The organism is Wolbachia endosymbiont (group A) of Apotomis capreana (assembly GCF_964027025.1).
GTDB lineage: Bacteria > Pseudomonadota > Alphaproteobacteria > Rickettsiales > Anaplasmataceae > Wolbachia > Wolbachia pipientis.
Genome location: NZ_OZ034721.1, coordinates 874,482 through 888,062, shown reverse-complemented (window position 1 = coordinate 888,062; position 13,581 = coordinate 874,482). Strand labels below are relative to the sequence as shown.

11 protein-coding genes are annotated in these 13,581 nt (G+C 35.1%); 6 read left to right on the top strand and 5 right to left on the bottom strand.

The window, feature by feature from the left end; all coding sequences use genetic code 11:
- Positions 1 to 5: 5 nt before the first annotated feature.
- Genes AAGD50_RS04395 through AAGD50_RS04385 form a run of 3 tightly spaced genes read right to left on the bottom strand, consistent with a single transcriptional unit; the run spans position 6 to position 3,844 of the window.
- On the bottom strand, positions 6 to 1,202 hold the full coding sequence (locus tag AAGD50_RS04395; protein WP_264336323.1) for a hypothetical protein: 1,197 nt from the start codon (positions 1,200 to 1,202) through the stop codon (positions 6 to 8).
- A 20-nt stretch (positions 1,203 to 1,222) separates the two neighbouring features.
- Positions 1,223 to 3,154 (bottom strand): DUF4815 domain-containing protein, encoded by a 1,932-nt coding sequence (locus AAGD50_RS04390; protein WP_264724060.1) that lies wholly within the window; start codon positions 3,152 to 3,154, stop codon positions 1,223 to 1,225.
- Positions 3,155 to 3,160: 6 nt separating this feature from the next.
- Positions 3,161 to 3,844 carry a hypothetical protein gene (locus AAGD50_RS04385; RefSeq protein WP_341810009.1) on the bottom strand — a complete coding sequence of 228 codons (684 nt, stop codon included), beginning with the start codon at positions 3,842 to 3,844 and terminating at the stop codon, positions 3,161 to 3,163.
- Positions 3,845 to 4,096: 252 nt separating this feature from the next.
- Here AAGD50_RS04385 and AAGD50_RS04380 point away from each other — a divergent pair, with 252 nt between their 5' ends.
- The 6 genes from AAGD50_RS04380 to AAGD50_RS04355 are packed head-to-tail and all read left to right on the top strand — an operon-like array spanning position 4,097 to position 10,138.
- On the top strand, positions 4,097 to 4,585 hold the full coding sequence (locus tag AAGD50_RS04380; RefSeq protein ID WP_264724058.1) for a sigma-70 family RNA polymerase sigma factor: 489 nt from the start codon (positions 4,097 to 4,099) through the stop codon (positions 4,583 to 4,585).
- Positions 4,586 to 4,637: 52 nt separating this feature from the next.
- Positions 4,638 to 5,447 (top strand): ATP-binding protein, encoded by an 810-nt coding sequence (locus AAGD50_RS04375; RefSeq protein WP_264724057.1) that lies wholly within the window; start codon positions 4,638 to 4,640, stop codon positions 5,445 to 5,447.
- A 19-nt stretch (positions 5,448 to 5,466) separates the two neighbouring features.
- Positions 5,467 to 6,276 (top strand): helicase RepA family protein, encoded by an 810-nt coding sequence (locus tag AAGD50_RS04370; RefSeq protein ID WP_264724056.1) that lies wholly within the window; start codon positions 5,467 to 5,469, stop codon positions 6,274 to 6,276.
- A 26-nt stretch (positions 6,277 to 6,302) separates the two neighbouring features.
- Complete coding sequence (locus AAGD50_RS04365) at positions 6,303 to 6,794, top strand: hypothetical protein (protein WP_264724055.1); 492 nt, start codon at positions 6,303 to 6,305, stop codon at positions 6,792 to 6,794.
- Positions 6,791 to 7,960, top strand: coding sequence for an AAA family ATPase (locus tag AAGD50_RS04360; RefSeq protein WP_341810008.1), 1,170 nt, complete (start codon positions 6,791 to 6,793; stop codon positions 7,958 to 7,960). Before AAGD50_RS04365 ends, AAGD50_RS04360 begins: the two co-directional genes overlap by 4 nt.
- Before the next feature lie 42 nt (positions 7,961 to 8,002).
- Positions 8,003 to 10,138 carry an AAA family ATPase gene (locus AAGD50_RS04355; RefSeq protein WP_264724053.1) on the top strand — a complete coding sequence of 712 codons (2,136 nt, stop codon included), beginning with the start codon at positions 8,003 to 8,005 and terminating at the stop codon, positions 10,136 to 10,138.
- A gap of 1,383 nt (positions 10,139 to 11,521) precedes the next feature.
- On the opposite strand, the gene AAGD50_RS04350 is transcribed toward AAGD50_RS04355, so the two are convergent.
- On the bottom strand, positions 11,522 to 12,541 hold the full coding sequence (locus AAGD50_RS04350) for a virulence RhuM family protein (protein ID WP_138265019.1): 1,020 nt from the start codon (positions 12,539 to 12,541) through the stop codon (positions 11,522 to 11,524).
- A 569-nt stretch (positions 12,542 to 13,110) separates the two neighbouring features.
- Positions 13,111 to 13,524 carry a hypothetical protein gene (locus AAGD50_RS04345; RefSeq protein WP_341810007.1) on the bottom strand — a complete coding sequence of 138 codons (414 nt, stop codon included), beginning with the start codon at positions 13,522 to 13,524 and terminating at the stop codon, positions 13,111 to 13,113.
- Positions 13,525 to 13,581 lie beyond the last annotated feature (57 nt).

The window sequence follows — 13,581 nt, the reverse complement described above, 5'->3', positions numbered from 1 at the left end:
AAATTTTATGTTACTATTACTCTGAGATTTTTGACTTTAGGACGATAAATAACCGTTCCACTTAAAACTAATTTTATCCTTGTCTCATTAGCATTAAAATTTGTCAGCACATGAGTTCTCTCTACCCAATTTTCTCCAATTGGTTTTCCTGATGTTAAATTTACTAATTGCCAATCACTGTTGCTTTTTTGTACATAAGCTTTAACATCTGCAGTGCCAGGTATCAGCGCATCGTACGTTATGGTGATTTTAGTATTAGCTCCTGCTGTAATACTTCTTGTAACATAATCTCCTTTTTCCCCTATATTACCCATAACTAGCTGTAACCCAGGATATAGCACTGGACTTTTTTCTCGCCCTCCTTTTAGGCTTGCCTTTACTGTTAGCTCTCCAGATAGTCTTTCACGCAGTGCAAGTGGCAAATTATCAGACAAAAAGTTCTCTTTTCCCTCTTCATCTGTTAAGATAAATTCCACATTGGTATCAAATGCTACTTTTTCGACGTTCGTCAAAACAATTAAATCTGAAGTATTGGTTGCTGTAACTTTTCCCAGATCAATAACGTGAGAATTTTCGCTAAATTTTGCAGCCAAAAGCCGAAACGTTAAATCTAAATTTTGATGTGGAGTCCAGGTGCTTGCATTGCTTGATGAAAGTAATACTCCTACTTGATATGGCTGGCTTGTTACCCAACGGCTATTTACTGCATCATATTTGCCAAGTTCTGCTATTTTTACTGCAGTATCTGCATCATCAGTAAGTAGTACTATTGCATACTCCTCTCCTGCATGGCAAAACACTGGTGACCACTCTATACGTGTTGCTGTGCCATCTATCTTTATATCTTTTGGCTCAATATAGCTTTCAGCAATGACAGTTTGCGAGGGCACTCCCACTGCTGTTTCTCTAATCTGCACAACAACACGTTTTTTGCCTTTATTTACAAACCATAGTTCCACGCCTCCTATGTGCCTACTTTCATTTAGAGTAAATGTTTGCGCTAAAGGATCAACTCTTCTTGCTGCGATAACTCTTCTTCTTTCCTCTATGGTAATTGTTTTTTTACCAGTATAAGTTGCTTCTCCATAACTGCCTTTATCACCGAAGAACTGCACTAACTTAGTCCCAGCAGGAATGTTTCTTGGTACAGTAAATCTTCCTTTTATTTTTCCTCTGTTATCAGCAATAAATGTTGCGATCATGTTTTTCTTTCAAATATTTTCTATGCTTTAGGTTGAATAAAAATTCCATCAAACTTTAATTCCTTAAGCTTTTCACCAGTTGCAAAACCTTCAATCTCAAAATTTTGAGTTGCTTCTCGCATAAATTCAGTTTCGTATGAAGTACTTGACAGCAGCTCTGTTGTTTCTTTAACATTAAATACTCTAGTTACTGGACTTTTCCAATTCGTGGTAACCTCCGTCCAGTGGTCAATGTTTTTATTTAGAGTAATTTGTGCCGGGACTGGATCAAAAGCTTGATATGGATTAATCTTTTCTCCTTTAGTCTGTAAAAGCTGCTCCAGTACCGGTTCAAGTTCATACGGCAACAAATAAGTTTTTTCTTCCCCATCAATATCAGCAATAGTTACATCTATTGGTAAAATTAGTTCCTTATTTACTATTGCTGCAGACTGTGAAACTCCTTGATCACGCATATCATCGTCAAAAAACGAATCAACAAATACTCCTTTTTTCGTGGTTGGCTCTCTTGAATTTGCATCACTACGTAGACGTTCCTGTGCAACAAGAGCATAAAGATCATTTATTCCTTTTTTCATTGCTTCAAGCTCATTCATCGGTACAGCATGAATAGCATTATTCACTATTTTTACCCCTTCTTTTTCTCCGTTTTTCCATGTCTGATGAATGTAGCAGAGCAAAAGTTGTCCGCTAGGTGCTTTAGGCATTGATGGTCGCCAAGGGTGAGCTATACCTTTTATTCTTCTTACTACTCCTTTGCTATCGATAGTAATTAAATCAAAGCGTGGCATTTTCCAGGTATAATCTATCAAAACCAAGCTGTTATCAACTGCTCCTTTTACTTTGCATCCCTGTTCACTTATATCTTCAGGGCTTACATGAGTACGACAGCGGTAAGTTATTTGATAACTACTTCCAGGAGCTGGCTCTTTGCCGGGTAATGACCAATCAACGTTTCCTGCGTTTAGTTTATAATCTACACTATTTTCATAAATAACATTGCCTTGTTTAACTTGAATAATCTCAAGTACTGCAGAGTCAGGTATCGGATCAATAGCTCCAGAGTATGAACCATGAGTAACAGTAATGGTTTTCTGAACAGTTATATCTACTTTTTTAATTTCACTTATTGGAAAATCATTCACCTTCAGTTCCATTACTCTTTGGCTATTTGGCTGAAAAGTATGTGGTTCTGATTCAACTGATTTTATATCCGGATCTTCATCAAAAGAAACACGAATACTGTGAGGAAGTTCAATCTCATAGCCATCAACATGAGCTTTGCCCTCATTAATCACAAATATTTTTTTTCCTCCTTCTCCCTCTTCCTTTTGCAGGAACATTACTTCAAGACCATTTACGACATAGGAACCATTGGCTTCTTTGTCATAACGAGCAAGAGCAGTAGTTACTATATTTGCTTGTGGTGGCGGTGAATGTTCTATCAATACTCCATTTTCAATGTTATAAATTGGATAAAATTCTCCTGAAGCATTAGTAGTCACACCCTCAGCTTGATAACTCCAAGTGGTGGAAACTTTAAGCCTTGCAGCCCCTACTTCTTGATAGTTACGTGTACCAACAGCAGGATCACGAAGGTTTTCATCCTCAAGTTCTGTAATGGTAGATTCTACGTAATAAACACCTATACGCACTGTGGTACTCAGTGGAATAACAAACTCTTCTTTTTCAACTTTTCTAACCGCTCCACGAAGATAGATTTTTCCTGATTCAAGCGTAACTTTACCAGTTTCTCTATCTATAATACAATTGCTTCCTATTATAACATCACCATCACGAAATATTGCATCGCCTATGCCTTTAAGCTTAGAGAGAGCATACTCCTGAGTCTCGTTTAATTCTGCAGATTGCAAACCTCTTCCAGCAAGAAATAAGCTTTTTTCGTATTCTTTGTCAGGATTAAAGCGGTTATAATAGGTGTTTAAAGTCATTTTATTCTAAAAGGTTACAACAAATGAAAAAGTCTCTCTTGTGGCAGCAGTTCTGATAAGTGGTACAGTGTGTTCTAAAATCAGCAAGATTCCATGGTCTTCTATATCTTTTGGTTCAAAATATCTCTGTCCAGGAGGCAATTTTTCTACCACCTTTGTACCAACCATAACTCCAAGCTCTCTTATTACTTGATTTGCTGCGTCCGTGAAATCGAAAGTAAATTTAAGATACAGATTATTGATTGGTACATTCGATGGTTTAAACCTTCCAGAAGGAGTTATAAGTTCGCCGTTTTCATCACCTGTGCAGAATAGCACTTCATCTGCAGTACGTCTGCCAAGTTCATTCAAGAGCTTTATAGAATTTATAGGTTCAGCTGGTGTGCTTTGAATGTACTCTATGGTAACTTTATCACTTACTGGAATAGAGCTATTTTCCGTACGTTTAATTACACCAGTACTGCTATCAACTGTATAGTCAACACTTGGCTGATGCATTGTTTGTCCTGTAACAACCTTCACATCTTTAACAGGTTGATGATCAAGTTTTATTTCACCCTTAACGAAAGTTTTTTCTACTTTATGGCTACTTCCAGAGCTTCCATCACCACTTCCCCAGGCAAGATGTAGAGATTGCTCTTTTATACTTGCTGCTATTGCTGCTCTTCCTGATTGTGTAAGAATTGACACCTGTGATGAGTTTGAAAGGCTTATATAATATATATTCAGGATTTGGAAAATTTTTGTCCAAAAAAAATGAATTTTTGCCTAATTTTTTGTTGCAGTATTATTTAAAAATCGAACTGTATTATTCTCGAAAAAAAAACAATAGAATATCAATAGGTTAAAAATTGCATCTGTATTATTTATTTTTGCTCCTGTCCTACAAAGTGCACCTATAAGTTCTCATCCTTAAAGCATTAATTGTTTTAGGGAAAAGTTATGAAACTAAAAACTGCCATAGTTGTTCAAAATATACGGTATCAAGCTAAGAGATTAAAACTTTTTGAATGCTTTGCTCATGAAACTCATGAAGATCTTGAGCAAGAACTTTTCTGTGAAATTTGGACTTATCTTGATAGATATGATGAAAGCAAAGGTAGCTTTAACACTTTTGTAGCAAGATTAACTGAACGTCGTGCCAATAACTTATTGGAGAAACAACTATGTATAAAACGCAATATTAATAACTACATCAATATTGAGAAAACAGAAGCTTTTGAAGATGAAGTAGCAAAACGTACTGATGTAGATTACATGATTTCAACGCTACCAAGAAAGATGCAGAGGATATGCGAACAACTCAAGTACTTTAACTTATATGAAGTTGCTAAGATGAACAACATATCAAGAACTACTTTAAATACTATGGTAAGAAAAATACGTATAAAACTCTCTTCCATCTACTACAAGGGCAAAAAGAAAAATTGAACATAAATTCTACCTTTCCTGAATATATAACATATACCATTGAGGTGAATAAATGACTTTTAAAATTTTAAACAATAATGAAAGATTGAAAACAACTACAGGCATAAAAGTAGTAATTTTTGGTCCTTACGGTATTGGTAAAACCAGTCTCTTAAAGACTATAAGTGAACCAACACTATGTCTTGACTTTGAAGCAGGTCTGCTTGCTGTTCAAGATTGGCAGGGAGATTCTATTAGTGTTCGTACTTGGAATCAAGCTCGGGATATTGCCTGCCTAATTGGTGGTCCAAACCCTGCGCTGAAATCTGACCAAGCATACAGTCAAAAACACCATGAACATGTATCTGGCAAGTATAAAGATCTTCTTTCTGAAGTTTCTAAATACCGATGCATCTTTGTGGATAGTATAACCGTTGCTTCACGTTTATGTCTATTATGGGCAAGGATGCAACCTGAAGCTTTTTCCGATAGATCAGGAAAAGAAGATAAAAGAGCTGCTTATGGGTTGCTTGCTCAAGAGATGATGGCTTGGCTCAATCAGTTTCAACATATCAGAGATAAAGACATCATCATAGTTGGCACATTAGGTCAATATCTCGATGACTGCAATCGTCCAACTTGGCTACCTCAATGTGAAGGGGCTAAAACTGCTAGTGAGATTCCAGGGATAGTTGATGAGGTAATCAGCATGGTTGGAATCAAGAAAGATGATGGTACAGAGAAACGTTCATTTGTCTGTCAGACTATTAATACTTGGGGATACCCAGCTAAAGATCGCAGTGGCTGCCTGAATATGGTTGAGGAACCACATCTAGGTAAATTACTTGCGAAAATTAAAGCCAAAACTTTGCTGTTTAATTAAAAATTGGAGAATAATTATTATGGAACAAAGCTTTTTCAATATCGGTCAAAAAATTCCCTTTTTCAGTGTGAAAGAATACTTGAATGATCAATCACCAATACCAGAAGATATAATCTCACCAAGAATTTTAACAAAAAGAGGCTTATTGGTACTGGGTGGCCCTCCTAAGATTGGCAAAAGCGACTTTTTGATCTCTTGGCTTGTTTACATGGCTGCTGGAGTTTCATTTTTGGGTATGACTCCAAGCAAACCTATGAAAATTTTCTATCTGCAAACTGAAATTGAATATGAATATATGAAAGAACGTTTGCAACAACTTCAACTGGATAACGAACTTTTGAATATAGCTGCCAATAACTTAATCATTACACCAAGAGTACAATTATCTTTCAGCAGTGAAGAAATAGATGAAATTAAAAATGTTATTAAAGAGCGTTTTAAACCTGATATTATTGCAATCGATCCTCTTCGCAACATCTTCAACTCAAGTGAATATGGCAATGAAAATGACAATAGCGCTATGCTATTCTTTTTGCAAAAAACGCTTGAAAGACTGAGAAATGTTATCAATCCAGATTCGGGCATAATACTCACTCACCACACAAAAAAATTATCGAAAAAGATGCTGGAAGAAGATCCATTTCAAGGCCTAAGCGGTGCTGGATCTTTACGTGGATTTTATAGCACTGGCATGGTGATGTTTGCTCATGATGAAGGAAGTACTGTACGTCAAATAGTATTTGAACTGCGCAATGGTGAACGTGTAGCAAGCAAGCTTGTCGATAAGATAAATGGTCATTGGGAGCTTGTAGACCAATGGAGTAACTGATTTTTACTTAATTTATAGGAGACAATATGTTATCAGATTTTTTAACTGATTTTAATAACGCAAAACTGCAGAGCAATTTAATACCAAAAGGTACAATAGTCAAGGTAAAAATGGCAATTAAACCAGGAGGTTATGAAAATTGGTTCACTAAAAGCTATGCTACCGGCAGCATCTATTTAAACGCTGAATTTACCGTCACTGAAGGTCAATATGCAAAACGTAAGATTTTTCAAGTAATTGGTATTAAAAGTGGCAAAGCAAGAGTTGAAGGAGAAGATACTTGGGGAGAATCTGGTCGTTCTATGCTTAGAAGTATTTTGGAGTCAGCACGGAACATTCATTCAAATGACACTTCAGAAAAAGCAGTGGTTGCTAGAAAAATCAACTCTATAGCTGACTTTAACGGGGTAGAGTTTACTGCAAAAGTTGGTATTGAAGCTGATCGGTATGGAGAAAAGAACAAGATTGCTACGGTTATTACTCTAGAACAATCTGAAGTTGATTGGTTGCCATTTTGAAGTACGACGAAGAGAAGCTCTGGATTGCTGTAATTGAGAGAGCTATCAAAGATGCAGCAGTAGAGCTAAAGAAAGAAGCAATTAAATGGTTTGATTCAGAGTCTTTTGAAACTGTTTGTGAGCTAGCTAATCTCAACTCTAAACGTATGAAAAGTATGTATGGGGGTTTTATGCAGAGAAAGGAAATAAAAGGATTATTGATTGATAATATTAAGAAGTGTGTACCTTACCTAATTCCAAACGGTAATTTTTATCGAGAGAGGACTTATGTTGGCAACTGTGACGGGGATATGATTACAGTTAAAATAGTGGGTAAAGAAGCTGGAAAATGGCGTAATTTTACTAAAGGAATCAGTGGTGATATTATCGATCTTTGGACTTTAGTTAAAGGTGATATAAATTCCGCTCAGAAGTGGTTAAATACTAAAGAAAACACAACAGAACATAAAATTACATCGTTTTCAGCAAGGCATTACTTGAATGATAAATCACCAATGCCAAAAGATATAATAGGCCCAAGAATTTTAACTCCAGGCGGTCTTTTGGTGATAGGTGGAACTCCTAAAATAGGAAAGAGTAATTTTCTACTTTCCATGTTGGTACATTTAGCTGCTGGAGTATCATTTCTTGGTATGAAGCCTGCAAAGCCACTTAAGATATTCTATCTACAGAATGAAATGGAATATAGAGAGCGCTTACAGAAGCTAAGAATCAGCAAGAAAATCCTTGGTGAAGGAACAGAAAACTTAGTTATTACTAAAAAAGTACAGTTAACTTTGAATGTGGAAAAAATAAAAGAAATTATGTCGGAAAATCTCGATGTAAAAACAGTTGATCTTATAGTGATAGACTCTCTTTTTGATTATAGGAGTATGATCTCTTTTCTGCAAAATAGTATTGATGAACTACGCTCTATAACTAATCCTGCTGCTGGAGTAATAGTTACACATTACACCAAAAAAATGTCAACAACCACGTTAAAAAAGAATCCATTTCAAGCATTGAGTGGTGATAATGTTTTAAGAAGTTTATATACATCTGGAGTAGTAATATTTAAACCTAGTCAGCATAGAAATGTTCTGCAAGTAATGTATGAACTCAAAAATGGAAAACCCATACCAACAAAATTCATCAGTGAAGTTAACGGACACTGGAAAACAGCTTAGTTGAATTTCATAAGTTAAATTTTAAATATATTGGGGAATTTTATGGATATCTATTATGATTTTAATACAGCAGCACCACAAAGAAATGGACATTACAAACCGTTATTAGAAAAAGAACAGCTAAAAGCTCAGCTTTTGTTAAATATCAGATCATGCCTTTCATATCTATTACCAAGAGGAACTTTTCGTGGTGATAAGTTTTATGTAGGCAATGTACAAGGTGATAAAGGAAAGAGTCTAGTAGTAGAATTAAGTGGCAGTGAAGCTGGCCTATGGCATGATTTTGCAACAGGAGAAGGTGGTGACATTATCGACCTTTGGGCGGGAGTAAATAGAAAAAGTACAAGAATAGAGTTTCCTGAAGTAATGGCTTCTATAGCTGAGTGGCTTGGTCATTTCAAAACTTCAAGTAATCCAACTGCATATTGGGATTATTACGATGAAAACGGCCAAGCTATTGTTAGGGTCTATCGTTATGATGATAATAATGGAAAGCGATATCTTCCTTTTGATATAAAAAAATCTGACTTTGGTGCACCGAAGATAAGGCCACTCTATAATATTCCAGGTATTTTGAAATCCGATAAAGTTATTTTTGTTGAAGGGGAAAAATGTGCAGAAGCGCTGATAGAGAAAGGAATAACTGCAACAACAGCAATGTCTGGAGCAAATGCACCTATTGAGAAGACAGATTGGACTCCACTTAAAGGTAAACACATTATTATATGGCCAGATAATGATGAACCAGGTAAACGATATGCTGAAAATGCTGCAAAAAAGCTTTTAGAGATCGGAGTTGCATCACTTGTTAAGCTTAAGATACCACAAGATAGGCCGAAAGGTTGGGATGCTGCTGATTGTGTAAAGGAGGGTATAAGCATTGAAGAATTTTTAGCTTCAACTCCTTTACTTACTATTGATACCCCATCTACTGACATTCCAAATACTTCAAATATGAAAAGTTTAGAAAGATCTACAAAACAGCCGCTTAACATTTTAGACTGGAGTGTGAGTCGTTATTTAGGTTCAGTACCAATACAAAGGTTTCTTGTTGAAGGTTTATTTCCTTTAGGTGTTACCTCAATAGTAGCTGCTATGGGAGATACAGGTAAAGGTATGCTACTCCTTGACTTGGCACTTAAGGTTGCAAGTGATGCAGATCAGATATGTGGTTTTGGTTCCCTTGTTACAGAGCATGGATCAGTAGTGATTTTTTCAGCAGAAGATGATGCAGGTGAGATACACCGTCGTCTTGATCGTCTTGATCCTGGTAGCAAGAGAGCAGAATATCAAAATCGATTATTTATTATACCTATTCCAAATACGGGAGAGCCCTTTTCTATAGTGAAAAGCAACATGCGTGGTAAATGTCCTGAAACTTCAGATAAATTTGAAGACATCTGTAGACAATTAGATAAAGTAAAAGATCTAAAACTAATAGTATTTGATCCACTAGTATCATTTGTCCATGCTAATATAAACTCAGATCCAGAAATGGGGTATTACGCAATGGGGTTACTTGCAAACTTAGCAAATGAAACAGGAGCAGCTGTAATTGTAGCACATCATATGAGAAAACCCAAGTGCAGTGAACCGATTACGACTGTGGAACAGGCAAGAGATGCGATAAGAGGTACAACTGCACTTGTTGATGGAGTTAGGTGTTCTTTTGCATTATGGCCTGCTTCAAAAGAGCATCAGAATACTGTATTTAATACATTAAAGGTTAGTAAAGTTAATAATGCAGTATACCAAGGAGCTATAGTTAAGTCTAATGGAGCAACAGATAGGAATATAAGAACTTACTTACGCTCCTCAACTGGCTTGCTTGAGGATATATCTGAGGAATTTAAGCTTGGAAAATTATCTGATGAATACTTAAAAAAGATACTGATGCAAGCTATTGCAGTGTCAGCAGAAGAAGGTCATCCGTTTACTCATACAGGTGGACCAGGAGTGTTTCAACAACGGCATAGATTACCAGCTGCATTTCATAGTGTTAGTAGGCATAGACTTGAACGTTTAGCACAGGAACTATTAAACGAAAGAAAAATAGTAAAAGGTATGGCTACAAACTCAAAAGAGGATAAATGGCTTGATATCAAAACTGGTTCTTTTGCCAGAGGAGAAGGTAAGTTTAAGCTAGGTGCAGGAAGGTTTGAAATAGGTAACTTCTAAAAAATACTTAAAGCTCACTTATGAAAGTTTTGTGGGTTCATTTTGTCTCTCTGAAAGTAAGGTTTTAAGAACAAAAAATGAATTCCACACGACCAAATTTCCATGATTTCCGGAAAATTTATCAAGATTTGGAAATTAGAGTATATTCACACTTAAACCATTGAAATTCGTTGATTTTTAGCCATCTAATATAAGAAATATTACGTTTCCATTTCCAAAAAATTTAGCTAATTTGGTAACACTCAAACCCGCTACAGTGGCTGATTTCCACTTTCCGAGAATCTTATATATTATATATATATAAATAATAATAAATGATATAATAATAAACTAATATAAAATACAATAACTATAGTAATGGTTCATAGTAACTTTTGAGCAAAAAGAAAGAAGTTTGGAAAAGTAGTCACTAATAGAAATACAACACAGAGACAAAAATACGAAAAACCTACTATTGCATTTTGAACAACTTGAAAAAAAAAATGAAGGACCTAAAAGTGAAAGACAAAACAATTTATAATAGCGTTTTAAAAAGACTCTATGACCCAAGGGTACAATTATACCACCAAGACCTAAGTTACTCATGTAGGGTAGCTTAAAACTCGATTACGAGGCACTTCTAAATTATTTTTTACCCCAAACTTTTATTTACTACAAGAAACCCTAAAACTAGTCTATCATGTTTTTTTGTTGGTTGCAAAGAAAATTTTTCAAACTTAAAGAACAAATGGTTAGTAGACTTTTTGAAACGTTATTTTTGCAACAGCCAACTTATGTCACTTCTATCATAGAGAGGGTAACAAAATACTCCTACCTTTTAAAACGCTTTAGGAGGTCCTTACAACACTATTTGTAATTTAGATATAAAAGTTCGTCTTTTTTTAATTAACGCGTGTAGCTCCCCTAAAAACTCGAATAAAAGGCATCTTTAGTAACCCAACTATTGCAAAATAAACTTACTAGTAGGTTTAACACATTTTTTACACTTTGCAAAGAAAATTCTTCAAAAAAGATTGAACGACTTGTGGTGAGTATAAGGGTTTAATGGAGACTATATGAGAATACAACAACTTTTATTGCAAACCTCTGAGCAATTGATTGCAAAACTCTCAGTAATGAAATCAGCAAATTGTAGATGAAGCTAAAGGAAAAAAGTTACTGCCATAGAAGAAGAAACAGAAGCTACAGAACTCTTAACCCGCTTAATAGTTCAAAATGGAGACAAAGATCTAAATTTATTTATTTACGTCTCCAATTTTATCGCGTATAATGAAGACAAAGATTCATGTTTTCACTATTTATTGGCAGATAGGGCTTTCTAAAGGGTGGGTCACCCCCCTTGAAATTAAAATAAAAGCAAGATGTCAAACATAGATAGCTCAACTACAAGCTGGTTTTTGTTGTAGTTATTTTCTCACTTTCTTTACTTGCTTTAATTAATTCATCAAAGTCAGATTCATGTAATTTATCTTGTATAACTCTATACTTTTCGTATTCTCCTTCAGCTAGAGCTTTTGCAACTTCAGCACTAACTTTACCAGCATCTTTAAGCACTTCATAATCATTGAACAATAGAAATGCATCCAACTTTTCAACCCAATTCTGCATTTTCATTAGCCGATGCTTTCTTGCTTGAAGTTCCGCATAATCTAGATACATCGAAACAATATGATTTAGTTCACTCAACTCTTTTTCAGTCAAATAGTTTTTTGCAGTACTCACATCACTCTTATGAATTTTGTTGCCAGAACCATCTTTCCATGTAGTTAGCCCCATATGTGGCTTTTCGTGATCAACTCGAGAACATATCAACTCTGCTGCAGTTAAACCATAAATTGCCCAATATAATTTATTTTGTACTTTTGCGTAAAATTGTCTTGTTATATCCGAATGTGGATCATAATCTGCAGAGCATTCAGCATAAATATCTGTAATCTTCTGGTAAAATCTACGTTCGGATGCTCGTATTTCCCTGATTTTTTCAAGTAATTCATTGAAGTAATCTTTGCCAAACTTTGGGCCGTTTTTTAGCCGTTCACTATTCAATGCAAATCCTTTGATGATAAAATCCCTCAAAACTTTTGTAGCCCATACTCTGAAAGATGTAGCCTTTTTAGAATTAACTCGATAACCAACAGCTATGATTGTATCTACATTATAAAATTGCGTCGGGTAATTTTTACCATCTGCAGCAGTTACCTCAAAAGTGGAAACAACTTCTTTTTCTTGTAATTCACCAGATTCAAATATGTTCTTTATATGCTTACTAATAGCCGGCAGTTGCACATCAAATAATTCAGCCATCCTTTTTTGCGTAAGCCAAAGATTTTCATCTCTGCATAAAACTTCAATTTCTATATTTCCACCTGGGGTAGTATAAAATACAATCTTATTCTCATCCATTATCTATCTCCTATAACTTACAAACAAACCATTAATGAAGTTTAAGGAATTTAACCAATTAATTGTCTTTACTGCAACCAAATTCTTTAAAACGTCTTTAGAGAGCTATTATAACTTATTAATGAGCTAGATAGAGGGGGATATATGTTTTATCAAAAATCCATTTGAACTCTTCTCAGCTCCAGTAAACAGTTATTTCCAAAATGGAAACAACTCAAATAGTAAGATGTCTAGGAGTTCCGTTTAGCGGATTCTTAAAGCTCTTTAATTTCTGAGCTACATTCAAATTATTTTAACTTTTTTTCAGAAAATCCCGGAAAAAGTAGCAAGAAATCCGGTATATATATTATAGAAGGGCATTGAGTGTAGATGTGCTTCAAACACAAAAGTCGGCAAACGAACAGAGTAGAAAAGATTGAAGAAAGCAAAAGAAACGAGATAGGTTTTTGGTGAGTTGCGTAATTGAGAATTTATATTTTCAAATTTCTTTAAATAAGACAAAAACTGTATTTTAAAGCTAGATGTGACTTTAGGGTAAAATATACTACTTTTACTTCTCGTCAACACAGTTAACGAACTACCACAGTAAAAGGGTTAATACGGTAACCATAATCTCTACGCGATGATCCAGGCCAACCAACTGTTTGAATCACATCATTACGTTCGATGTTTAGTCCTAATTTTTTAGCTAAGGTGGTTTTTATTGTTCTTTGGATTGTGTTTAGTGGTTTTCTGATGTGATGTTCTGGATCTGCTTCTGGATCAAGATTTAGGCGCTTTTCTATTTCAGTTATGCGAAGCAACATGTGTTTTTCAGGAGGTAATTCTTTTTTACAATCATTCAAAAATTGTTCAAATAATACGCGCAAAACTTTCATACATGCTACAGCTTTCTTATTTAGAATCTCTATATTGTTTACGTAAAGTGAGCCCTCTATCAATTGCAACTTTAGTAATTCCTTCTCTTTAGGAGCGTCGAACAAGAAAAAAATCTTGTTAAACCGGAAAGAAACTATTTCTTCACTTCCATAGCAATTTTT

What these genes read in the sequence shown, in the direction of transcription:
- AAGD50_RS04395 (WP_264336323.1), bottom strand. Translation starts at nt 1,202, where the DNA reads ATGATCGCAACATTTATTGCTGATAACAGAGGAAAAATAAAAGGAAGA.
- AAGD50_RS04390 (WP_264724060.1), bottom strand. Translation starts at nt 3,154, where the DNA reads ATGACTTTAAACACCTATTATAACCGCTTTAATCCTGACAAAGAATAC.
- AAGD50_RS04380 (WP_264724058.1), top strand. Translation starts at nt 4,097, where the DNA reads ATGAAACTAAAAACTGCCATAGTTGTTCAAAATATACGGTATCAAGCT.
- AAGD50_RS04375 (WP_264724057.1), top strand. Translation starts at nt 4,638, where the DNA reads ATGACTTTTAAAATTTTAAACAATAATGAAAGATTGAAAACAACTACA.
- AAGD50_RS04370 (WP_264724056.1), top strand. Translation starts at nt 5,467, where the DNA reads ATGGAACAAAGCTTTTTCAATATCGGTCAAAAAATTCCCTTTTTCAGT.
- AAGD50_RS04365 (WP_264724055.1), top strand. Translation starts at nt 6,303, where the DNA reads ATGTTATCAGATTTTTTAACTGATTTTAATAACGCAAAACTGCAGAGC.
- AAGD50_RS04355 (WP_264724053.1), top strand. Translation starts at nt 8,003, where the DNA reads ATGGATATCTATTATGATTTTAATACAGCAGCACCACAAAGAAATGGA.
- AAGD50_RS04350 (WP_138265019.1), bottom strand. Translation starts at nt 12,541, where the DNA reads ATGGATGAGAATAAGATTGTATTTTATACTACCCCAGGTGGAAATATA.